This is a genomic window from Streptomyces sp. NPDC034085 (genome assembly GCF_055575555.1).
On record NZ_JBVISL010000002.1, the window covers coordinates 960,145 to 982,260 of the forward strand.

Annotated in this window: 21 protein-coding genes; 16 read left to right on the top strand and 5 right to left on the bottom strand. The window is 72.3% G+C overall.

What is annotated here, in order from left to right; translation table 11 throughout:
* Positions 1–573 precede the first annotated feature (573 nt).
* The 9 genes from ACZ501_RS09795 (at position 574) to ACZ501_RS09835 (ending at position 10,873) form a co-directional block, all read left to right on the top strand.
* Positions 574–1,566 carry an ABC transporter permease gene (locus ACZ501_RS09795; RefSeq protein WP_361605511.1) on the top strand — a complete coding sequence of 331 codons (993 nt, stop codon included), beginning with the start codon at positions 574–576 and terminating at the stop codon, positions 1,564–1,566.
* A 94-nt stretch (positions 1,567–1,660) separates the two neighbouring features.
* Positions 1,661–3,370, top strand: coding sequence for an ABC transporter substrate-binding protein (locus tag ACZ501_RS09800; protein WP_361605564.1), 1,710 nt, complete (start codon positions 1,661–1,663; stop codon positions 3,368–3,370).
* Positions 3,371–3,562: 192 nt separating this feature from the next.
* Positions 3,563–4,564, top strand: coding sequence for an ABC transporter permease (locus ACZ501_RS09805; RefSeq protein WP_361605508.1), 1,002 nt, complete (start codon positions 3,563–3,565; stop codon positions 4,562–4,564).
* Between the two features lie 29 nt (positions 4,565–4,593).
* Positions 4,594–5,655, top strand: coding sequence for an ABC transporter ATP-binding protein (locus tag ACZ501_RS09810; protein ID WP_361605561.1), 1,062 nt, complete (start codon positions 4,594–4,596; stop codon positions 5,653–5,655).
* Between the two features lie 5 nt (positions 5,656–5,660).
* Positions 5,661–6,701 carry an ABC transporter ATP-binding protein gene (locus ACZ501_RS09815; RefSeq protein ID WP_361605558.1) on the top strand — a complete coding sequence of 347 codons (1,041 nt, stop codon included), beginning with the start codon at positions 5,661–5,663 and terminating at the stop codon, positions 6,699–6,701.
* Between the two features lie 589 nt (positions 6,702–7,290).
* Entirely contained in the window at positions 7,291–7,947 is a 657-nt protein-coding gene (locus ACZ501_RS09820) for a trimeric intracellular cation channel family protein (RefSeq protein ID WP_361611616.1), read from the top strand.
* 57 nt (positions 7,948–8,004) lie between these two features.
* Positions 8,005–8,856: a thioesterase family protein gene (locus tag ACZ501_RS09825; RefSeq protein ID WP_361611618.1), complete on the top strand. Its 852-nt coding sequence runs from the start codon at positions 8,005–8,007 to the stop codon at positions 8,854–8,856.
* Between the two features lie 330 nt (positions 8,857–9,186).
* Positions 9,187–10,350 carry a cysteine desulfurase family protein gene (locus ACZ501_RS09830; protein ID WP_361599119.1) on the top strand — a complete coding sequence of 388 codons (1,164 nt, stop codon included), beginning with the start codon at positions 9,187–9,189 and terminating at the stop codon, positions 10,348–10,350.
* A 79-nt stretch (positions 10,351–10,429) separates the two neighbouring features.
* Complete coding sequence (locus ACZ501_RS09835) at positions 10,430–10,873, top strand: helix-turn-helix domain-containing protein (protein WP_361599116.1); 444 nt, start codon at positions 10,430–10,432, stop codon at positions 10,871–10,873.
* 103 nt (positions 10,874–10,976) lie between these two features.
* Here the strand turns inward: ACZ501_RS09835 and ACZ501_RS09840 are convergent, their stop codons facing one another.
* Together ACZ501_RS09840 and ACZ501_RS09845 are read right to left on the bottom strand one after the other, a co-directional pair.
* Positions 10,977–11,579 carry a ClpP family protease gene (locus ACZ501_RS09840; protein WP_468793705.1) on the bottom strand — a complete coding sequence of 201 codons (603 nt, stop codon included), beginning with the start codon at positions 11,577–11,579 and terminating at the stop codon, positions 10,977–10,979.
* A 1-nt stretch (position 11,580) separates the two neighbouring features.
* Positions 11,581–12,219 carry a ClpP family protease gene (locus tag ACZ501_RS09845; RefSeq protein WP_361599110.1) on the bottom strand — a complete coding sequence of 213 codons (639 nt, stop codon included), beginning with the start codon at positions 12,217–12,219 and terminating at the stop codon, positions 11,581–11,583.
* A gap of 129 nt (positions 12,220–12,348) precedes the next feature.
* On the opposite strand from ACZ501_RS09845, the gene ACZ501_RS09850 reads away from it, so the two are divergent.
* Complete coding sequence (locus ACZ501_RS09850; protein ID WP_468793708.1) at positions 12,349–12,927, top strand: hypothetical protein; 579 nt, start codon at positions 12,349–12,351, stop codon at positions 12,925–12,927.
* Positions 12,928–12,947: 20 nt separating this feature from the next.
* Here the strand turns inward: ACZ501_RS09850 and ACZ501_RS09855 are convergent, their stop codons facing one another.
* Both ACZ501_RS09855 and ACZ501_RS09860 read right to left on the bottom strand, forming a co-directional pair.
* Positions 12,948–13,430, bottom strand: coding sequence for a hypothetical protein (locus ACZ501_RS09855; protein ID WP_468793711.1), 483 nt, complete (start codon positions 13,428–13,430; stop codon positions 12,948–12,950).
* Entirely contained in the window at positions 13,427–14,077 is a 651-nt protein-coding gene (locus ACZ501_RS09860) for an N-acetylmuramoyl-L-alanine amidase (RefSeq protein WP_361599102.1), read from the bottom strand. The genes ACZ501_RS09855 and ACZ501_RS09860 overlap by 4 nt, the downstream gene beginning before the upstream one ends.
* Positions 14,078–14,145: 68 nt before the next feature.
* Between ACZ501_RS09860 and mnmA the strand changes: the two genes are divergently transcribed.
* Entirely contained in the window at positions 14,146–15,285 is a 1,140-nt protein-coding gene (gene mnmA, locus ACZ501_RS09865; protein WP_468793714.1) for a tRNA 2-thiouridine(34) synthase MnmA, read from the top strand.
* On the opposite strand, the gene ACZ501_RS09870 is transcribed toward mnmA, so the two are convergent.
* A complete protein-coding gene (locus ACZ501_RS09870) occupies positions 15,282–16,205 on the bottom strand; it encodes an NADP-dependent oxidoreductase (protein ID WP_362455858.1) in 924 nt (307 codons plus the stop codon). The genes mnmA and ACZ501_RS09870 overlap by 4 nt on opposite strands.
* A gap of 126 nt (positions 16,206–16,331) precedes the next feature.
* On the opposite strand from ACZ501_RS09870, the gene ACZ501_RS09875 reads away from it, so the two are divergent.
* The 5 genes from ACZ501_RS09875 (at position 16,332) to ligA (ending at position 21,746) form a co-directional block, all read left to right on the top strand.
* Positions 16,332–17,378: a GlxA family transcriptional regulator gene (locus tag ACZ501_RS09875; protein WP_468793717.1), complete on the top strand. Its 1,047-nt coding sequence runs from the start codon at positions 16,332–16,334 to the stop codon at positions 17,376–17,378.
* Positions 17,379–17,430: 52 nt separating this feature from the next.
* Positions 17,431–17,775, top strand: a complete 345-nt coding sequence (locus tag ACZ501_RS09880) for a DUF1330 domain-containing protein (protein ID WP_468793720.1) — start codon at positions 17,431–17,433, stop codon at positions 17,773–17,775.
* Between the two features lie 65 nt (positions 17,776–17,840).
* Positions 17,841–18,530, top strand: coding sequence for an SDR family oxidoreductase (locus ACZ501_RS09885; protein WP_361599087.1), 690 nt, complete (start codon positions 17,841–17,843; stop codon positions 18,528–18,530).
* Complete coding sequence (locus ACZ501_RS09890) at positions 18,527–19,510, top strand: methionine synthase (RefSeq protein WP_468793723.1); 984 nt, start codon at positions 18,527–18,529, stop codon at positions 19,508–19,510. The genes ACZ501_RS09885 and ACZ501_RS09890 overlap by 4 nt, the downstream gene beginning before the upstream one ends.
* 31 nt (positions 19,511–19,541) lie before the next feature.
* Complete coding sequence (ligA, locus tag ACZ501_RS09895; RefSeq protein WP_361599081.1) at positions 19,542–21,746, top strand: NAD-dependent DNA ligase LigA; 2,205 nt, start codon at positions 19,542–19,544, stop codon at positions 21,744–21,746.
* Positions 21,747–22,116: the final 370 nt, after the last annotated feature.

The following is a 22,116-nucleotide window of genomic DNA, read 5'->3' on the forward strand; positions in this document are numbered from 1 at the left end:
TTCGGGGCGTGCGCCCGCCCCCTGAGACGGACCCCTCCGACGGACAACGGGCCGCCGGGAACCACGGTTCCCGGCGGCCTTCGTCTTGTCCGGATATCGCCGCTGTTGGGCGTCCAATTGGCGTACTCCTCCGCAGGGTTGGCCGCGATGTCCGTTTGCGTACCGAACGGACGGTCTTGCTCCGCTGAGCCGTCAACGGAGTCCGGATAACGGGAACCACAGGCTCAGATCACGGTTGCGCATCCATTCATCTGCGGGTCTGGCGGCTGGTCGAGCGCCCGATGAAGACTCCCCACCCAAGAGCCGGTCAGTCCTCCCAGACGCGGTTCTGCACGTGGACTTCGCCGCTCGTCCCACCCGGCGCGTCCGCACTTCCCGCACCTCAGCTGCACCGCACCGCACGCACCGCACCCTGCTCCACCCACAGCACGGCCGCACTGCCAGCACTGCCAGCACCTCGCACCTCGTACGCGTTCACGTGCCCCGAGCACTCGAGCGCCACTCCGCACCAACGCCGCCACAGCGGCGGGCATGGGCCGACCCACCCGTCGGCCGAGAGGGGTCCCCACCACGATGACGGCACCACTGCACGACACGAGCGCGGAAACACCCGCACCCGTGTCCGTAGCCGACGTCCCTGCCAAGGCCATCGAAGGCCGCTCGCCCGGCCGCATCGCCTGGATGCGGCTCAAGCGCGACAAGGTCGCGCTGACCGGCGGCGTGATCGTGATCCTCCTGATCCTGGTGGCGGTCTTCGCGCCGCTGATCGTGAACCTGCTGGGCCACGACCCCAACGAGTTCCACGAGGACATGATCGACCCGGACCTGGGCACGCCGCTCGGCTCCCTGGGCGGCATCAGCTCCGACTTCCTGCTGGGCGTCGAACCGACCAACGGGCGCGACGTGTTCAGCCGGATCGTCTACGGCGCCCGCATCTCCCTGGTCGTCGCCTTCCTGGCGGCCTTCGTCTCGGTCGTCCTCGGCAGCCTCCTGGGCGCCCTCGCCGGTTTCCTCGGCGGCTGGGTGGACGGGATCATCAGCCGCCTGATGGACCTGCTGCTGGCCTTCCCGCAGCTGCTGTTCACCATCGCCCTGGTCTCCGTGGTCCCCAACTCCGTGTGGGGGTTCGAGGGTTCCGGCGTACGGATGGGCGTGCTCATCCTCGTCATCGGCTTCTTCGGCTGGCCGTACATCGGCCGCATCGTCCGGGGCCAGACGATCTCCCTGCGCGAACGCGAGTACGTCGAGGCCGCGCGCAGCCTCGGTGCCGGCCGCGGCTACATCCTGGTCAAGGAGCTGCTGCCGAACCTGGTCGCGCCGATCCTCGTCTACGCCACGCTGATCATCCCGACCAACATCCTGACCGAAGCGGCCCTCAGCTTCCTGGGCGCCGGCGTCAAACCGCCCACCGCTTCCTGGGGAAAGATGCTCTCCGACGCCGTCCCCATCTACCAGGACGACCCCATGTACATGGTGGTCCCCGGCATGACGATCTTCATCACCGTCCTGGCGTTCAACCTCTTCGGGGACGGGCTGCGTGACGCACTCGACCCCAAGGGCAGCTGAACCGCTTCTTCGCTTCACCACCTATGGAGGTTGGACAACCGTGATCCGCAGAAACCAGGCTCTCGCGATCACCGCCGTGATCGCCGCCCTCTCGATGACCGCCGCGTGCGGCAACGGGGCCAAGAAGGACGACAAGGCGGACGGCGACAGCGGCAAGGGCTACAGCGGCGCCGCCACCGCCGTCATCAACCCCTCCGACGCCAAGGGCGGCGAGCTCAAGCTCTGGTCCCCGCAGGACGTGGACTACCTCGACCCGGCGCGCGCCTACTACGGCTTCGTGTGGAACATGCAGCGGCTCTACGTGCGCAGCCTGCTCGCCTACGACGCCAAGCCCGGCAAGGACGGCACCAAGGTGGTCCCGGACCTCGCCGAGGCCCTGCCGGTCATCAGCAACGACGGCAAGACGTACACCCTGAAGCTCAAGGACGGGGTGAAGTTCGAGGACGGTACGCCGATCACCTCGAAGGACATCAAGTACGGCGTCGAGCGCGTCTTCGCGCAGGACGTCCTCTCCGGCGGCCCGACCTACCTGATCGACCTCCTCGACCAGGGCCAGAAGTACCCCGGCCCGTACAAGGACACCGACCCGAACAAGATGGGTCTGAAGACCGTCGAGACGCCGGACGACAAGACCATCGTCTTCAACCTGGCGAGCGCGAACTCGGACTTCAGCTACCTGCTGGCCATGCCGTCCTCCTCGCCGGTCCCGGCGGCGAAGGACACGGGCGCCACGTACACGAACAAGCCCATCTCCACCGGCCCCTACAAGGTGGAGAGCTTCACCGCCGGCAAGGGCGCGACCTTCGTCCGCAACGAGAACTGGGACCCGAACACGGACCCGATCCGCAAGGGTCTGCCGGACAAGGTCTCCTTCACGGTCACCACCAACCCGGACGACATGGACCAGCGCCTGCTCTCCGGCGACATCGACATGGCCGTCGACGGCACCGGTGTCCAGCAGGCCGCGAAGAACAAGATCCTCAAGGACGCGAACCTCAAGAAGAACGCGGACAACCCCTTCACCGGCTACATCCGCTACTTCGCCTTCCCGCAGACGGTCGCCCCGTTCGACAACATCGAGTGCCGCAAGGCCGTCATCTACGCGGCCGACCCGAAGTCCCTCCAGACCGCCCGCGGCGGCCCGACCAGCGGTGACCTGGGCGCGAACATGCTCCCGGCCGGCGTCCCCGGTTCGGACAAGGCCTACGACCCCTTCAGCCTGACGAAGGGCAAGCCGCAGGAGGCCAAGGCCAAGGCCGCGCTGAAGGCCTGTGGCAAGCCCGACGGCTTCGAGACCACCATCGCGGTGCGCAACAACCGCGCCCCCGAGGTCAAGACCGCCGAGTCCCTCCAGGCCTCGCTCGCCAAGGTCGGCATCAAGGCGACGATCGACCAGTTCGACGGCAAGCTCTCCTCCTCCACGATCGGTTCGCCCGAGAACGTGAAGAAGAAGGGCTACGGCATCATCGTCATGGGCTGGGGCGCCGACTACAACTCCGGCGCGGGCTTCCTCCAGCCGCTGGTCGACGGATCGTTCATCCTGCCGAACGGCAACAACAACTACACCGAGGTCAACGACAGCGAGATCAACGGGCTGTTCGACAAGGCCGCTGCCGCCGCCACCCCGGAGGCCGCCGCTCCGTTCTACACGGAGATCAACAAGAAGGTCATGGACAAGGCGCTCTACCTGCCGATCAACTTCGACAAGGCGCTCGTCTACCACAACCCGCGCCTGACGAACGTCTTCTTCAACGAGTCCTTCGGCAAGATCGACCTCGCCACCGTGGGCATCGCGCAGAAGTAGCAGTCCGGGCTGCACGGCAAGCGCCGTGCAGCCCGCCGGCCCGGCCGACCGCCGGGCGGGCATCCGCAACTCAGCACGTAAGTAAGTGCCTTCACCGCACATGCGCTAGTCCGAAGGGCAGGTGAAGGCCGCAGGCGGTGGCCGCCGCCCCCACGAGGGGCGGCGGCCGCCAACCCCGGGCGGCCGACTGCAGTGCTCGTCTACCTCATACGGCGGCTGTTCAACGTCGCCGCCACGCTGCTGGTGGTCTCCGTGGTCACCTTCGGCATCTTCTTCGCGGTCCCGAAGCTGACCGGCAGCGATCCCGCGCTCATGTACGCCGGCCGGGAGACCAACGAGACCGCCCTGGCGGGCATCCGCGTGAAGATGGGCTTCGACAAGCCCATATCCGAGCAGTACCTGCTCTTCGTCAAGGGCGTCTTCGCCGGCCGCGACTACGACGGCGGCACCGAGATCACCCACTGTGCGGCTCCCTGCTTCGGCTACTCCTTCAAGACCGAGGCGCCCGTCTGGGAGACCATGATGGACCGCATCCCGGTCACCCTCTCGCTCGCCCTCGGGGCGGCCGTGATCTGGGTGATCGCCGGCGTGGCCACGGGGGTGGTCTCCGCCCTCAAGCGCCGCACCGCCATCGACCGCACGGTCATGGTCGGCGCCCTCGCCGGCGTCTCCCTGCCGATCTTCTTCACCGGCATGGTGGCCCCCGCGATCTTCGTCTACAGCCTCGGCTGGCTCGACGTCTCCAACTACAAACCCCTGACCGAGGATCCGGTGGCCTGGCTCAACAGCCTCATCCTGCCCTGGATCACCCTCGCCTTCCTCTTCGCCGCCACCTACGCCCGCATCACCCGGGCGACCATGCTGGAGGTCCTCGGCGAGGACTACATCCGCACCGCCCGGGCCAAGGGCCTCAAGGAGGGCGTGGTCATCCGCAAGCACGCCCTGCGCTCCACGCTCACCCCGATCGTCACCATGTTCGGCCTCGACCTCGGCGGCCTCCTCGGCGGCGCGGTGCTCACCGAGACGACCTTCAACTTCCAGGGCCTGGGTACGGCGGCCGTCGCCGCCATCGGCCAGGGCGACCTGCCCGTGATCATGGGCGTCACCCTGCTCGCCGCACTGTTCGTGGTGATGGCCAACCTGATCGTGGACCTGCTGTACGCCGTCATCGACCCGCGCGTGAGGCTGACGTGACCAAGAACGACCCCGACCAGCCGGCCTTCGTGCCCGAGCAGGGCGGCGCGCCCGACGCGGCCCCCTTCCTCTCCGTGCGCGACCTCAAGGTCCACTTCCCGACCGACGACGGCCTCGTGAAGTCCGTCGACGGGCTCTCCTTCGACCTCGAGCGCGGCAAGACCCTCGGCATCGTCGGCGAGTCCGGCTCCGGCAAGTCGGTGACCTCGCTGGCCATCATGGGCCTGCACCGCACCGGCAACGCGCGCAGCCGCCCCGCCATCTCGGGCGAGGTGCTCCTCGACGGCGAGGACCTGGTCCAGGCCGACGCGGACCGCGTACGGCGCCTGCGCGGCCGCAAGATGGCGATGGTCTTCCAGGACCCGCTGTCCGCGATGCACCCGTACTACTCGGTCGGCAAGCAGATCATCGAGGCGTACCGCACCCACCACGACGTCGACAAGAAGAAGGCCCGCACCCGCGCCGTCGAGATGCTCGACCGCGTCGGCATCCCGGAGCCCCACCGGCGCGTGGACGCGTACCCCCACGAGTTCTCCGGCGGCATGCGCCAGCGCGCGATGATCGCGATGGCGCTGGTCAACAACCCCGAGCTGCTCATCGCGGACGAGCCGACCACGGCCCTGGACGTCACCGTCCAGGCGCAGATCCTCGACCTGATCCGCGACCTGCAGAAGGAGTTCGGCTCCGCGGTCATCATGATCACGCACGACCTCGGCGTGGTCGCCGAGATGGCCGACGACATCCTGGTGATGTACGGCGGCCGCTGCGTCGAGCGCGGCACCGCCGAGAAGGTCTTCTACGGCCCCCGCCACCCGTACACCTGGGGACTGCTCGGCTCCATGCCGCGCATCGACCGCGACCAGACCGAGCGCCTGATCCCGGTCAAGGGCTCTCCGCCCAGCCTCATCAACATCCCGAGCGGCTGCGCCTTCAACCCCCGGTGCCCCTACGCCGACGTGCCCAAGGGGGGCATCACCCGCACCCAGCGCCCCGAGCTGACCGAGGACGACAGCCGGCACTGGTCCGCCTGCCACATGTCGCAGGAGGAGCGGACCCGGATCTGGACCGAAGAGATTGCGCCGAAGCTGTGACGGACATGAAGAAGGACGCGGCGGAGACCGCCGTGCAGGACACCGGGGCGGAGCCGCTGCTGAAGGTGACCGGACTGGTCAAGCACTTCCCCATCAGCAAGGGGATGCTGCGGCGCCAGGCCGGGGCCGTCAAGGCCGTCGACGGGATCGACTTCGAGGTCCGGCGCGGTGAGACCCTCGGCATCGTCGGCGAGTCAGGCTGCGGCAAGTCGACCATGGGCCGGCTGATCACGCGCCTGCTCGAACCGACCGGCGGGCGCATCGAGTTCGAGGGCCAGGACATCACCCACCTCGGCGTGGCGGGCATGCGGCCGCTGCGCCGGGACGTCCAGATGATCTTCCAGGACCCGTACGGCTCGCTGAACCCCCGCCACACGGTCGGTGCGATCGTCTCGGCCCCCTTCAAGCTCCAGGGAGTCACCCCGGAGGGCGGGATCAAGGCGGAGGTGCAGCGGCTGCTGGCCCTGGTGGGCCTGAACCCGGAGCACTACAACCGCTACCCGCACGAGTTCTCGGGCGGCCAGCGCCAGCGCATCGGCATCGCCCGGGCGCTCGCGCTCAAGCCGAAGCTGGTGGTGGCGGACGAGCCGGTGTCGGCGCTGGACGTCTCCATCCAGGCCCAGGTGGTCAACCTGCTGGACGACCTCCAGGAGGAGCTCGGCCTGACGTACGTGATCATCGCGCACGACCTGTCGGTCATCCGGCACGTCTCGGACCGCATCGCGGTGATGTACCTCGGCAAGATCGTGGAACTCGCGGACCGCAAGTCGCTGTACGAGTCGCCCATGCACCCGTACACCAACGCCCTGCTCTCCGCCGTCCCGGTCCCGGACCCGCGCCGGCGCGGGGCGAAGAGCGGCCGCATCCTGCTCAAGGGCGACGTCCCGTCGCCGATCTCCCCGCCGGCGGGCTGCCGCTTCCACACGCGGTGCTGGAAGGCGACGGAGGTGTGCGGCAAGCAGGACCCCCCGCTGGTCGCCCTCAAGCCGGGCCACGAGGTGGCCTGCCACCACCCGGAGAACACCCCGCCGACCCCGTCGGCCTGACGCGCGGCTAGCCCGGCTCGGCGCCGGGGCGCCTCCCCGGCTTCGCGCCGCTGCGCCGGACTCCGTCCGGCGGACGTCGGGCGGGGTCGTGGGCCCACGCGGGGGCCGGCCGTCGCCTGCGGGTCTAGGGCCGCTGCGCGGAGCGGCCCCCGACCCGCCCTTCCACCGTTCCCCGGGGCTCCGCCCCAGCCCCGGCAACCCGGGCTGTGCCCGGCCCCCGGGCTGGGTCGGGCGACCCGGGCTGTGCCCGGCCCCCGGGCTGGGTCGGGCGACCCGGGCTGTGCCCGGTAACCCGGGCTGTGCTCGGCATCCGGGCTGTGCCCGGTAACCCGGGCTGTGCTCGGCATCCGGGCTGTGCCCGGCACCCCGGGCTGGGCCGGGCCGCCGGTTGGGCCGAACCCCTCGGGGTTTCGGCTCGCGGGCTTTCCGTTGGGTGGTTCAGCCTCGCCGGCGATTGAGGCGCGGGGGCTGGGGGCGGAGCCCCCGAGGGGGGGCCGGGGCGGAGCCCCGGGGAACGGGCGAAGGGTGGGGCGGGGAGCAGCCCCGCGCAGCGGACACCGCCGGCCCGCCGCCAGGCGACAATGGCGGGGTGTTCCACGATCTCTTCCCGCCCGGCATCCAGCACGCCCTGGACCTCGCGGGCATCTTCGTCTTCGCCACCGCCGGCGCCCTCCTCGCGGTCCGCAAGAACTTCGACGTCTTCGGCATCGCCGTCCTCGCCCTCGTCACCGCCCTCGGCGGCGGCCTGCTGCGCGACCTCTGCATCGGGGCCGTCCCGCCCGCCGCGTTCAGCGAGCTCAGCTTCTTCGTGACCCCTCTCATCGCGGCCGCGATCGTCTTCTTCCTCCATCCCGAGGTGCAGCGCATCAACCGCGCCATCAACGTCTTCGACGCCGCCGGCCTCGGCCTGTTCTGCGTGTCGGGCACGACCAAGGCCTACGAGTACGGCCTCGGCCTGACCTCCTCCGCCGCCCTGGGCGTGGCCACCGCCGTCGGCGGCGGCGTGCTGCGCGACGTCCTGGTCAACGAGGTGCCCTCGCTGCTGCGCGACCGCGAGATGTACGCCGTGCCCGCCGTCGTGGGCGCCGCCATGGTGGCCCTCTTCATCAGCTTCGAGATGCTGAACCCCTTCACGACCGCCCTGGCGACCGTCACCACCTTCGTGCTGCGCCTGCTCGCGATGCGCTACCACTGGCGTGCCCCGCTGGCCTGGAACCGCCGTTCCTCGGTGGCCGAAGAGGTGTAGGTCCCACCGCCCGGCAAAAGCTACCGCTTAGTAGCTTCGCGGTGTACCGTCGTCGCCATGTCTTACGCAGCGGCCCAGGCCTCCATCGGCGACAGCGAATTCGACCGCGACACCACCATCACCGCCCGCGCGGGCGAGCCCGGGGTGTACGACGCGGAGCTGTCCGCCGGCTGGACGATCATCACCGCCGTCAACGGCGGCTATCTGCTGGCCCTGGTCGGCCGGGCCCTCGCGGCGGCCCTGCCGCACCCGGACCCCTTCACCGTCTCCGCCCACTACCTCACCTCGTCCGTGCCCGGTCCCGCCGTGATCCGCACCGAGGTGGTCCGCGTCGGCCGCACCCTCTCCACGGGCCAGGCCTCCCTCTTCCAGTACGACGAGAGCGGCGCCGAGATCGAGCGCATCCGGGTCCTCGCCTCGTACGGGGACCTCGCCGCGCTCCCCGACACCGTCCACACGGTGGCGCAGCCGCCGGTCATGCCCGCGTACGAGGACTGCCTCGGCCCCGAGGCCGGCCCGGCCCCCATCCCGGGGAGCAACGCCATCGTGGACCGGCTCCGGCTGCGCCTGGACCCGGCGACGGCGGGCTGGGCGGTCGGGGCGCCGTCGGGGAAGGGCGAGATGCGGGCCTGGTTCGAGCTGGCCGACGGCCGCGACGCCGACCCGCTGTCGCTGCTGCTCGCGGTGGACGCGCTGCCGCCGACCGCCTTCGACCTCGGCCTCCTCGGCTGGGCCCCGACCGTGGAACTCACCACCCACATCCGCCACCGCCCGGCCCCGGGCCCCCTCCGCGTCGGCATCGTCACCCGCAACCTCGCCGGGGGCTTCCTGGAGGAGGACGCCGAGGTCTGGGACTCGGCGAACCGCCTGGTGGCCCAGTCCCGCCAACTGGCCCGCGCCCCCCGCTAGGGGGTGTCCGCACAGTCCCGCCTGCCCTGCGACGCCTGGCACCGCACCTCGCCGCGTTGTCGGGCCGGCCCGAGTACGTCCCGTACGCGGGCGGCCCTCCGCCTTGCGATGCACGGCACCGGACGCCGCAGGGCCCGCCCTTCGGGCGGCCGGCGCTACTGTGCGGACACCCCCTGGCCCGCCGCCCCTCCGCGCCGCGCCGCTCGCGCGGTGCGCGGGTGCCTGACCGGCTTCGCGCGCCGCTACGCCGGGGCCGCGGGGTGCCGGGGTCGCGGTGGGGACCCCCGGGAGGGGTCCGGGAGGGGGATCGGCTCGTAGAATCGAAAAATCATGGCCTACCTCGACCACGCCGCGACCACGCCGATGCTCCCGGAAGCCGCTGCGGCGATGACCGCGCAGTTCGCCGCCACCGGCAACGCGTCCTCCCTGCACGCCGCCGGGCGCCGGGCCCGCCGTACCGTCGAGGAGGCCCGGGAGTCCCTCGCCGAGGCCCTCGGCGCGCGACCGAGCGAGGTGGTCTTCACCGCCGGCGGCACCGAGGCCGACAACCTCGCCGTCAAGGGCCTCTTCTGGGCGCGCCGGGACGCCGACCCCGCCCGCACCCGCGTCCTCGCCAGCCCCGTCGAGCACCACGCCGTCCTCGACGCCGTGCACTGGCTCGCCGAGCACGAAGGGGCCGAGGTCGAGTACCTCCCCGTCGACCGTCACGGCCGCGTGCACCCCGAGGCCTTCCGGGCCGCGATCGAGCGGAACCCCGACGACATCGCCCTGGCCACGGTGATGTGGGCCAACAACGAGATCGGCACCGTCATGCCGGTCCGCGAACTGGCCTCCATCGCGCGGGAGTTCGCCGTACCCCTGCACTCCGACGCCGTCCAGGCCGTCGGGCAGCTCGACGTCCGCTTCGGGGACAGCGGCCTCGCCGCCATGACCGTCAGCGGCCACAAGATCGGCGGCCCCTACGGGATCGGCGCCCTGCTCCTCGGGCGCGACCAGAGCCCGGTACCCGTCCTGCACGGCGGCGGCCAGGAGCGGCACGTCCGCTCCGGCACCCTCGACGTCCCGGCCGTCGCCGCCTTCGCGGTCGCGGCCGTACTCGCCGCCGAGCGGCGCGAGCGGTTCGCCGCCGAGGTCGGCGCCCTGCGCGACGAGCTGATCGGTGCCGTGTTGGCCGCCGTCCCCGACGCCGTCCTCGGCGGTGACCCCGTCGACCGGCTCCCGGCCAACGCCCACTTCAGCTTCCCCGGGTGCGAGGGGGACTCGCTCCTCCTGCTGCTGGACGCGCAGGGCATCGAATGCTCCACCGGCTCCGCCTGCACCGCGGGCGTGGCCCAGCCGAGCCACGTCCTGCTGGCGGCGGGCACCGACCCGCAGCTGGCCCGCGGCACCCTGCGGTTCTCCCTGGGGCACACCTCCACGAAGGAGGACGTCGCCGCGGTCGCCGCCGCCATCGGCCCCGCCGTCGAACGCGCCCGCACCGCCGGACTCACCTAGGGAGGCCGGCCCGGACGGCTTCACCCAGGGCAGAACGGCGCTCCCTTCCCCCCGCACCCCGGATCCCTAGGGTGAAGGGGTGAACACTCATACGCCGAACGAGCCCCGCGTCATCCGCCTGCGCCCGCAGACCCCGCCGCACGGTTCCGGCGGGGCGGCCGTCGCCCCGCGGCGACCGGAGGGAGCACCGCGGCCACCCGCGCCGAAGGAGCCCCTGTGGCGCGACCTCGTCGGCGACGTGCTGCGGCGCGAGCGGCTCGCCCAGGAGCGCACGCTGAAGGACGTTGCGGAGGCGGCCCGGATCTCCATGCCGTACCTGTCGGAGGTGGAGCGCGGACGCAAGGAGGCCTCCTCCGAGGTGCTCGCCGCCGCCGCCGCGGCCCTCGGGCTCGGCCTCGGCGACCTGCTCCTGCTCGCCGGGGACGAGCTGGCCCGGCACGCCCGGAGCCGGATGGCCCGGGGCCGCACCTCGCCCGCGTCGCCCACGGCGGCCCGGTACGACGGCCTCTGCCTCGCCGCCTGACCGGACGGACCGGACGGACCGGACCGGGACGACGGCCGGTACGACGGGGCGCGCCCCCGCCGTACCGGCCGGCTCGCCGGCCCCCGGCCACGGCAGGGCCGGGTCAGGCGAACCCGAACCGCCGGCTCAGCACCTCGTCGGCGAGCCCGTAGGCAACGGCCTCCTCGGCGGTGAACACCTTCTCCCGGTCCATGTCCGCGCGCAGCGTCACCACGTCGTGGTGCGTGTGCCGGGACAGGACCTCCTCCACCTGTGAGCGGATGCGGACCATCTCCTCGGCCGCGAGGCTGAGGTCGGAGACCGTCCCCTGCCGGCCGCCGCTGGCCGGCTGGCCGAGCAGCACCCGCGCGTGCCGGAGCACGAACCGTCGCCCGGGATCCCCGCCGGCCAGCAGCACCGCCGCCGTCGATGCCGCCTGACCCACGCAGAAGGTGGAGACGGGCGCCTGGATGAAGGTCATCGTGTCGTAGATCGCCATCAGCGAAGTGAACGATCCGCCGGGCGAGTTGAGATAGATGGCGATCTCCTGCTCCGGGTTCGCCGACTCCAGGTGCAGGAGCTGCGCGATGACCACGTTGGCGACCCCGTCGTCGATCTCGGTGCCGAGGAAGATGACCCGCTCGTTCAGCAGCCGGCTGAAGACGTCGTAGGACCGCTCGCCCTGCGCGGTGCGCTCGGTCACGTAGGGAACCGTGTACGACCCCATGTCACAGCCCCGTCCGTCGGCGCGGCGTGGCCGGGCGGATGTCGGCGAGCGACTCCACCACCCGGTCCACCATCCCGTACTCCCTGGCCTGTTCGGCCGTGAACCAGCGGTCCCGGTCGCCGTCCCGCGCGATCGTCTCCTCGCTCTGCCCGGTGTGCTCGGCGATGATCCGCTCGACGGCCCTCTTGATGAACCGCAGGTTCTCCGCCTGGATCTCGACGTCCGCGGCGGTGCCGCCGATGCCCGCCGAGGGCTGGTGCATCATGATCCGCGCGTTCGGCAGGGCGTACCGCTTGCCGGGCGTCCCCACGGTGAGCAGGAACTGGCCCATGCTGGCGGCGAACCCCATCGCCAGCGTCGACACGTCGTTGGGGATGAGCCGCATCGTGTCGTAGATGGCGAGACCTGCGGTGACCGATCCGCCGGGGCTGTTGACGTACAGGGCGATGTCGGAGCGCGGGTCCTCCGCCGACAACAGCAGCAGCTGCGCGCACACGCGGTTGGCGGACACCTCGTCGACCTGGGTGCCGAGGACGACGATCCGCTGGTCGAGCAGCCGTGCCGCGAGATGGTCGTCGAAGCGGCCGGGCGGTGTGCCGCCCTCCTCCGCGCGGGGCGCGAGCATGGTGAGGGGAGTCATCTCTTCTCCTTGTCGGGGCGGGATGCCGTCGACTCCACTCTTGACCCCGGGAGCCCCCCGGACGCCGTTCCTCTGCCCCCGGCAGATCCGCCACGGGCGGACACGACGTCCCGGCAGTACCCTCTCGGGATGCGCCGCATGGACCACCGGGACGTCGAGACAGCCGTCGCCGAGATGACGCGGGTCCTCGGCCCGCACACCACCGAGGACTGGAGCGTGCCGGCGGGTTCGCTGGAGTGGAGCTGCTGGACGACGGCCGCCCACGTCGCGCACGACCTGCTGGCCTACGCCGGGCAGGTGGCCGCCCGCCCCACCGATGCCTACCTGCCCTTCGACCTGGTCGTGCGGACGGGCGCCGCACCGCGCGAGGTGCTCCAGGTGGTCACGGCCGGAGGAGGCCTGCTCGGCAGCGCACTGGCCACGGCGGGGCCGGGCATACGGGCCTGGCACTGGGGGCCGACCGACGCGACGGGGTTCGCGGCGATGGGTGTCGCGGAGGTCCTCCTGCACACCCATGACATCACGCAGGGGCTGGGGGTGCGGTGGCTGCCACCGGCACCGATGTGCGCCGCGGTGATCAGCCGCCTCTTCCCCGACGCCCCGCCGGGCGACCCGGTCCGCGTCCTCCTGTGGTGCACGGGCCGGGGCGCGCTGGCCGGCCGGCCGCGCCGCACCTCCTGGACGTGGCGGGCCGCGGTGTCCCCCTGACGGGATCCGCAGGCGGCCCTTCAGTCCCAGGAGTTGAACAGCAGACCGCCCAGGGTGTCGATGCCGTAGGCGCGGACCTGGCGCCACTCGGACGGCGAGAGCACCGAGGTGTCCACTTCGGACAGGGGCGCGGTCAGCGTCTCGGCGGCCAGGACCGCGAACCCCGCGTGCACGAAGGCCTGGGACCAGGGCGGCGGTGTGAGGAACTCGTCCCGGTACCAGTCCCGGAGCTGAGCCGCGAAGGCGATCCAGGGATGGTGCGCGTGGCACAGGACGACGCTCGGCCCCGCCCCGCCCGTCACGGACGCGCTGTGAAAGCTCCGGGGGTACGCCCGCGCCTCCACGCCGCCCACCGTGCCTCCGGCCGCCCGGGCTGCGGCGTGCAGGGCGGCGCGGAAGGCAGGCAGGCCCGTCTCGGGCAGCGGGCCGTGCTCCGGCCGGAAGAAGCCCGTCGCCCCCCGCGGCAGCACGAACGCCGGTGCCGCCTCGCCGGAGCCCCTCACCCGGGGAGCTGCGCCCGCACCAGCGCGATGTAGCGGTCCCAGTCCCAGTGGGGGCCCGGGTCCGTGTGGTCGGCGCCCGGGACCTCGTTGTGGCCGAGGATGTGCTTGCGGTCCACCGGTATGCCGTACCTCCGGCAGACGTCGGCGGCCAGCCGGGCCGAGGCCGCGTACATGGCGTCCGTGAAGTCCCGGGGCCGGTCGACGAAGCCCTCGTGCTCTATCCCGACGCTGCGCTCGTTCATCGAGCGGCTCGCCGCGTGGAAGGCCACGTCCAGCTCGCGCACCATCTGCTCCACATGGCCGTCCTGGCGCACGATGTAGTGCGCCGACGCCTTGTGCCACGGGTTCTTGAACGCGTCCACCGAGGACGCGAAGCCGCCCTGCGTGACATGGACCACGATCCGGTCCACCCGGTAGTCGTCGGGCCGGTCCGCGAGCCGCCAGTTCGCCGGCGAGGCCGCTGTCCAGCCCGCGCCCGCGTAGTCGATCTCCCCCTCCTTACGCGGCTTGGACACCCCGGGCAGCAGCCACCAGGCCCGGCCGATCTCCTCCCGGGCCGTGACCCCCGCCGCCGCCAGGAGCCCCAGCCCGCCCAGCAGCACCGCCCGCCGGGTCCGGCGCCGCCCCTTCTCCACCTGCTCCGCCATGTGATCCACCCCCCACAGCCGACAACGCGCCGTGACCCCGCCCGGTTCCCCGTACCCTGGACGGTGCTATGACTGAGAACCTGCCGCGCACCGCCCGCCCCCTCCGCGTCCTGGCCGCCATGTCGGGCGGTGTGGACTCCGCCGTCGCCGCTGCCCGCGCGGTCGAAGCCGGGCACGACGTCACCGGGGTCCATCTGGCGCTCTCCGCGAACCCCCAGTCCTTCCGGACCGGCGCCCGCGGCTGCTGCACCATCGAGGACTCCCGCGACGCCCGCCGCGCGGCCGACGTCATCGGCATCCCCTTCTACTGCTGGGACCTCGCCGACCGCTTCCGCGAGGACGTCGTCGAGGACTTCGTCGCCGAGTACGAGGCCGGGCGCACCCCGAACCCCTGCCTGCGCTGCAACGAGAAGATCAAGTTCGCGGCGCTGCTCGACAAGGCCCTCGCCCTCGGCTTCGACGCCGTCTGCACCGGCCACTACGCCACCATCGTCGAGAACGCCGACGGCTCCCGCGAGCTGCACCGCGCCTCCGACATGGCCAAGGACCAGTCCTACGTCCTCGGCGTCCTCGACGAGAAGCAGCTCGCGCACGCCCTCTTCCCGCTCGGCGACACGATCACCACCAAGGACGAGATCCGCGCCGAGGCCGAGCGGCGGGGCCTGGCCGTCGCGAAGAAGCCCGACAGCCACGACATCTGCTTCATCGCCGACGGCGACACCCAGGGCTTCCTCGCCCGGCGCCTCGGCAAGGCCGAGGGCGACATCGTCGACGCGGCCACCGGTGAGAAGGTCGGCACCCACGAGGGTGCGTACGGGTTCACCATCGGCCAGCGCAAGGGCCTGCGCATCGGCCACCCGGCCCCCGACGGCAAGCCCCGCTACGTCCTCGACATCTCCCCGGTGGACAACACCGTCACCGTCGGCCCGGTCGAGGCCCTCGACGTCACCGCGCTCACCGCGATCCGCCCCCGCTGGTGCGGCTCCACGCCCGCCGCCCCCGGCACCTACACCGCGCAGCTGCGCGCCCACGGCGGCGAGACCGAGGTCTTCGCCGAGGTCGTGGACGGCGAGCTGCGCGTCACCTTCACCGAGCCGGTCCGCGGCGTGGCGCCCGGCCAGGCGATCGTCCTCTACGACGACACCCGCGTGGTCGGCTCCGCCACCATCGCCACCACCACCCGGGCGGCGGCCACGGCCACCGCCTAGCGGACCGTCAGCACGATCTTGCCGGTGGTGCGGCCCCGCTCGCCGATCTCGTGGGCCTGCGCGGCCTGCGCCAGCGGCAGGACCGTGTCGATGACGGGCCTCAGCCTGCCCTCCTCCACCAGGGCCGCGATCTCCGCCAGGCCCCGGAAGTCGGGCTCGACCAGCGTCCAGCCGGTGTGGACGCCCTCCGCGTCCGCCGGCACGTCGTCCGGGGAGGGCAGCGTCACCAGGTGCCCGCCGGGCTTGAGCACCTTCAGCGAGTGCTGCCCGTTGTCCCCGCCGAGGGAGTCGATCACCACGTCGACGTCCGAGACCGCCTCGGTGAAGTCGGCCGACCGGTAGTCGATCAGCTCGTCCGCCCCCAGTTCGCGCAGCAGCTCGTGCTTGGCCGCGCTCGCCGTGCCGATCACGTACGCCCCGCGCGCCTTGGCGATCTGCACCGCGAGGTGGCCGACGCCGCCCGCCGCCGCGTGGATCAGCACCCGCTGCCCGGGCGTGACACCGGCCGTGTCCACCAGCGCCTGCCAGGCGGTCAGCGCCGCCAGCGGCAGTGCGGCCGCCTGCACGTGGTCGAGGGAGGCGGGCTTGCGGGCGAAGTGCCGGGCCGCGCCCACCACGTACTCCGCGTAGCCGCCCGCCTGCCGCGGGAAGCCCGGCATTCCGTACACCTCGTCGCCGGGGGCGTAGAGGGTCACGCCCGGGCCGACCGCCTCGACGGTGCCGGAGACGTCCCAGCCCACGATCGGGGTCTCGCCCCAGGCGATCAGGGCGCCGCTGGCCCGGGTCTTCCAGTCGACGGGGTTCACGCCGGCCGCGTGGACGCGTACCAGGATCTCGTTGAGGCCCGGCTCCGGCCGCTCGATCTCCCGCTCGACCAGGGTCTCGGGGCCGCCCCATCCGTTCACGACGATCGCACGCATGTCTGTCTTCCTCATTCCATGGATTTCCGTCCGATACCGGGTCCTCCCCGGCGACACGTCCCACACTCGGGCATCGCAGGACGCCGTGGTATTGGCCGGATGGCCAGGGTGTGACAGGATCTGGCCATGGACAGCGCACGGAATTCGACGGCGGAGGCCGGGGCCGGCCGGCGGACCCACCGGGTCGCGGTGCTGGCACTGCCGGGCGTGCCCCCCTTCGAGCTGGGCATTCCCTCCCGCGTCTTCGGCAGCGCAGTGGACGGGGCCGGGCAGCCCCTGTACGAGGTCACCGTCTGCACCGCCGACGGCCGCCCCGTCCTCAGCGACGCCGGCTTCACCGTCCAGCCCGCCGCCGGGCCGGAGGCCCTGGCCGCCGCCGACACCGTCATCCTCCCGCCCACCCACGCCATGCCCGAGCTGGCCCGCGGCGGGCCCCTGCCCCCCGAGGTCACCGCGGCCATCGCCGGGATCCGCCCCGGCACCCGCCTCGTCTCCATCTGCACCGGCTCCTACGTGCTCGCCGCCGCCGGACTCCTCGACGGCCGCCCCGCCACCACCCACTGGAACCTGGCCCCCGAGTTCCGCCGGGCCTACCCCCGCGTCCAGGTCGACGAGGAGGTCCTCTTCGTCGACGACGGCGACGTCCTGACCTCCGCCGGCGTCGCCGCCGGGGTCGACCTGTGCCTGCACCTGATCCGCCGCGACCACGGGACGGCCGTCGCCAACCGGGCCGCCCGCATGTGCGTCGTACCGCCCTGGCGCGACGGCGGGCAGGCCCAGTACATCGACCGCCCCGTCCCCGCCCCCACCGTCGCCACCACCACCGCCACCCGCGCCTGGGCCCTGGAACGCCTCGCCGAGCCGATCACCCTGGGCGAGCTCGCCGCGCACGCCCGGATGAGCCAGCGCACCTTCACCCGGCGCTTCCGCGACGAGGTCGGCATGACCCCCGTGCAGTGGCTCACCGGGCAGCGCCTGGAAATCGCCCGCCAGCTGTTGGAGTCCAGCGACCTGCCCGTCGACCTCGTCGCGCACCGCGCCGGCTTCGGCTCCGCCAACTCCCTGCGCCAGCACATGCGGACCGCCTTCGGCGTCTCCCCGATCGCCTACCGCCGCACCTTCGGCCCGCACACCATGACCCCGGAGGTAATCGCCACCGCCGACGCCCGCTGACAGCCTGGGTGCAGGAGCCGGAACCACCCGGCCCGCGACCAGGGAGACCACCATGACCGCGTACGCCATCGCCCACCTGCGCCGGCCCACGATCAACGAGGACGTCCTCCGTTACATCGAGGAGATCCAGGCCACCATGGACCCCTTCGGCGGCCGCTTCCTCGTCCACGGCAAGGAGGTCGAGGTCCTCGAAGGCCCCTTCCCCGGCACGGTCGTCGTCATCGGCTTCCCCGACATGGAGAGCGCCCGCGCCTGGTACGCCTCACCCGCCTACCAGGCCATCCTCCCGCTGCGCACCCGTCACATCCCGGGCGAGACCCTCCTGGTCGAGGGCGTCCCCGCCGACTACGACGCCCGGGGGACCGCCGGATCCCTGCGCGGGGCCGCCGGGGCCTGAACCGCCCGCCGGGAGCCGCGGACCGTGGCGGCCGCGGGGCCGGAGCGGATGCGAGCATGGGCCGTATGGCTACTCACCTGATCACCGGCGCCGGCTCCGGCATCGGCGCCGCCGTCGCCGCCCGCCTGCACGCCCGCGGCGACGACCTCGTCCTCCTCGCCCGCGACGCCGCCCGCGCCCGGCAGCTCGTGGAGCGCTACCCGGGCGCGCGGACGCTCGTGGGCGACCTCGCGGACCCCGACCGGCTGTCGTGGGCGTTCTCCAAGCAGCCGGTGCCCGAACGGATCGACTCCCTGCTGCACATCGCCGGGATCGTCGACCTCGGACCCGTCGGCGACCTCCGCCCCAAGACCTGGCACCAGCAGCTCAACGTCAACCTCATCGCCCCCGCCGAGGTCACCCGGCTGCTGCTGCCCACCCTGCGGGCCTCCAAGGCCACCGTCGTCTTCGTGAACTCCGGCGCCGGGCTCCACGCCCACGCCGAGTGGAGCGCCTACGCCGCCTCCAAGCACGGCCTCAAGGCCCTCGCCGACTCGCTGCGCGAGGAGGAGAAGGGCAACGGCGTACGCGTGACCTCCGTCTACCCGGGCCGCACCGCCAGCCCCATGCAGGCCAAGGTGCACTCCCAGGAGGGCAAGGAGTACGACCCCGCCGCCTGGATCGACCCCGAGTCCGTGGCGACGACCATCGTCATGGCCGTCGACCTGCCACGCGACGCCGAGGTCAACGACCTGTCCGTCAGGCCCGGCCGATGACCGCGGGCGCCACCGGGGTCGGCTCCCTGCCGGGCGGCGACGCCCGCGAGGCCGCCAAGACCGTCACCGGCTCCTTCGAGGAGTTCCCGTACCTGCCCGAGCTGCCCGCCCGCGGGCCGGGCGCGGACATGATCGGCCGCTCCCTGGGGCTGCTCGTCGACCTGTACGCCCACGTCGAGCCCAGCGGCTGGCGGATCAGCGACCGGCCCGGCCGGGACACCCGGCGCGCCCGGTCCTGGCTGGGGGAGGACCTCGACGCCCTGGAGGAGTTCACCCAGGGCTACACGGGCAAGCTGAAGGTCCAGGCCGTCGGCCCGTGGACGCTGGCCACCGCGCTCGAACTGCACGGCGGCGAGGCCGTGCTCCAGGACCCCGGAGCCTGCCGCGACCTGGCCGGATCCCTCGCGGAGGGCCTGCGCGACCACCTGGCCGACGTACGCAAGCGCGTCCCCGGCGCCGAGATCGTCCTCCAGTACGACGAGCCCTCGCTCACCGCCGTCCTGCTCGGCCGGGTCCGCTCGGCCAGCGGCTACCGCACCTACCGGGCCGTCGACCGGCAGGTCGTCGAGAGCACCCTGCGCGACCTGTTCGCCGTGCACCAGGGGGAGGTCGTCGTGCACTCCTGCGCGCCCGAGGTGCCCTTCGCGCTGCTGCGCCGGGCCGGCGCCACGGGCGTCTCGTTCGATTTCTCCCTGCTCACCGAGCGCGAGGACGACACCATCGGCGAAGCCGTCGAAGACGGCCTGAAACTCTTCGCCGGAGTGGTGCCGGGCACCGACGTCCCGTTGTCGGACCCGGGCGGTAGCGTCATGGGTGTCAGGAAGCTTTGGCGCAGGCTGGGGCTGGCTCCGGGGGCTCTCGCCGAGTCCGTCGTGGTCACCCCCTCGTGCGGTCTGGCGGGCGCCTCGCCCGCGTACGCCCGCGCGGTGCAGGCCCATTGCGTCAGGGCGGCGAGGTCGCTCGCCGACAACCCTGAGTGACGGTCGAGGACGGGCCACGGGAGGACACGGCATGGCAGCCGAACAGCAGGACACGGCAGTACCGACGGCGGCGCGCGAGCAGCACCAGCTGCTCGCCGAGCAGGTCGAGGAGCACCGCTTCCGGTACTACGTGAACGACGCGCCGGTCGTCAGCGACGCCGAGTTCGACCAGCTGCTGCGCTCGCTGGAGGCCCTGGAGGAGCAGTACCCGGAGCTGCGCACGCCCGATTCGCCCACCCAGAAGGTGGCCGGGGCGTACGAGACCGACTTCGCCTCCGTCCAGCACCGCGAGCGGATGCTCTCCCTCGACAACGCCTTCGACGACGAGGAGCTGTCCGCCTGGGCCGACCGGGTGGCCCGGGACGTGAACACCCCGGACTACCACTACCTGTGCGAGCTCAAGGTGGACGGCCTCGCCGTCAACCTCACCTACGAGAACGGCCGCCTCACCCGCGCCGCCACCCGCGGCGACGGCCGCACCGGCGAGGACATCACGCCCAACGTCCGCACCATCGCCGAGATCCCGGACCGCCTGCGCGGCGACCGGGTCCCGGCCCTGGTCGAGATCCGCGGCGAGGTGTACTTCCCGATGGAGAAGTTCGAGGAGCTCAACGCCCGGCTCGTGGAGGCCCAGGGCAAGCCCTTCGCCAACCCGCGCAACGCCGCGGCCGGATCGCTGCGCCAGAAGGACCCGAAGGTCACCGCGACCCGCCCGCTGCACATGGTGGTGCACGGCATCGGGGCCCGCCAGGGCCTCGAGATCGAGCGCCAGTCGCAGGCGTACGAGCTGCTGCGCGAGTGGGGCCTGCCCACCGCCCGGCACAACAGGGTCGTCTCCTCGCTGGCCGAGGTGCGCGAGTTCATCGCCCACTTCGGCGAGAACCGCCACTCGGTGGAGCACGAGATCGACGGCGTCGTCGTCAAGCTGGACGAGATCGCCCTCCAGGGCCGCCTGGGCTCCACGGCCCGCGCCCCGCGCTGGGCCATCGCATGGAAGTACGCACCCGAAGAGGTCAACACCAAGCTGATCGACATCAAGGTCGGCGTCGGGCGCACCGGGCGCGTGACCCCGTACGCCCAGGTGGAGCCGGTGACGGTGGCCGGCTCCGAGGTCGAGTTCGCGACCCTGCACAACCAGGAGGTCGTCAAGGCCAAGGGCGTGCTCATCGGGGACACCGTCGTCCTGCGCAAGGCGGGCGACGTCATCCCCGAGATCCTCGGCCCGGTGGTGGACCTGCGGGACGGCACCGAGCGCGAGTTCGTCATGCCCGCCCAGTGCCCCGTCTGCGGGACGGAGCTGCGCCCGATGAAGGAGGGGGACATCGACGTCCGGTGCCCCAACGGGCAGACCTGTCCCGCCCAGCTGCGCGAGCGGCTCTACTACCTGGCCGGCCGCCAGAGCCTGGACATCGAGAACTTCGGCATCGTGGCCGCGGCGGCGCTGACCGGCCCGCTGGAGCCCGCCGAGCCGCCGCTGCTGGACGAGGGCGACCTCTTCGACCTCACCATCGAGCAGCTGCTGCCCATCAAGGCGTACGTCCTGGACGCGGACAGCGGCCTGCCCAAGCGGGACCCGAAGACCGGCGAGGAGAAGATCGTCAGGGTCTTCGCCAACCAGAAGGGCGAGCCGAAGAAGAACGCCCTGGCCATGCTGGAGAACATCGCGGCCGCCAAGAGCCGCCCGCTCGCCCGCATCATCAACGGCCTGTCGATCCGGCACGTCGGCCCGGTCGCCGCGGAGGCGCTCGCCCGCGAGTTCCGCTCGATCGAGCGCATCGAGCAGGCCACCCTCGAGGAGCTGACGGCCACCGAGGGCGTCGGCGCGATCATCGCCGCCTCCCTCAAGGAGTGGTTCGCCGTCGACTGGCACCAGGAGATCCTGCGCAAGTGGCGGGCGGCCGGTGTCCGGATGGAGGAGGAAGGTTCCGCCGAGGAGGAGGGGCCGCGCCCGCTGGAAGGGCTGACCGTGGTCGTCACCGGCACCCTGCAGAACCACACCCGGGACGGGGCCAAGGAGGCCCTGCAGAGCCGCGGGGCCAAGGTCACCGGCTCGGTGTCGAAGAAGACCTCCTTCGTCGTCGTCGGCGACAATCCCGGCTCCAAGTACGACAAGGCCGTGCAGCTGAAGCTGTCGATCCTCGACGACGCCGGCTTCGCGGTGCTGCTCGAGCAGGGGCCCGACGCGGCGCGCGAGGCGGCGCTCCCGCTGGAGGGCGGCCCCGCGCAGGAGCAGTAGCGGACCCGTCCGGAACTCCCCGGGTACGGCTCCGCGGGGGAACGGATGCGTGGCGTGCGGCCGTACGGGCGGGCGCACGCCGGGCGCGGTGTCCGGTGGTGAACGGCTGGTACAAGGCTGGTCGAGGGGCGGTGAGCTGTCGGATCATCGGACGGGTGACGGAGGGGTCCTGGTCCAAACTCACCCGTTCGGCGGATACCGTACTGATGAGGATGGCTGGTCCGCATTCGGGCAACCACCGCCGACCGCTGCCCCTGGGAGCCACTCGCGTCCTACTGTTGTGGGGTGCCCCTGTCGTGCGCGGCTGCCTGATGCGCTTTCAGCCGTGATGGCGTGACACCGGGGCCATCGCGCGACATCGGCATCGCCG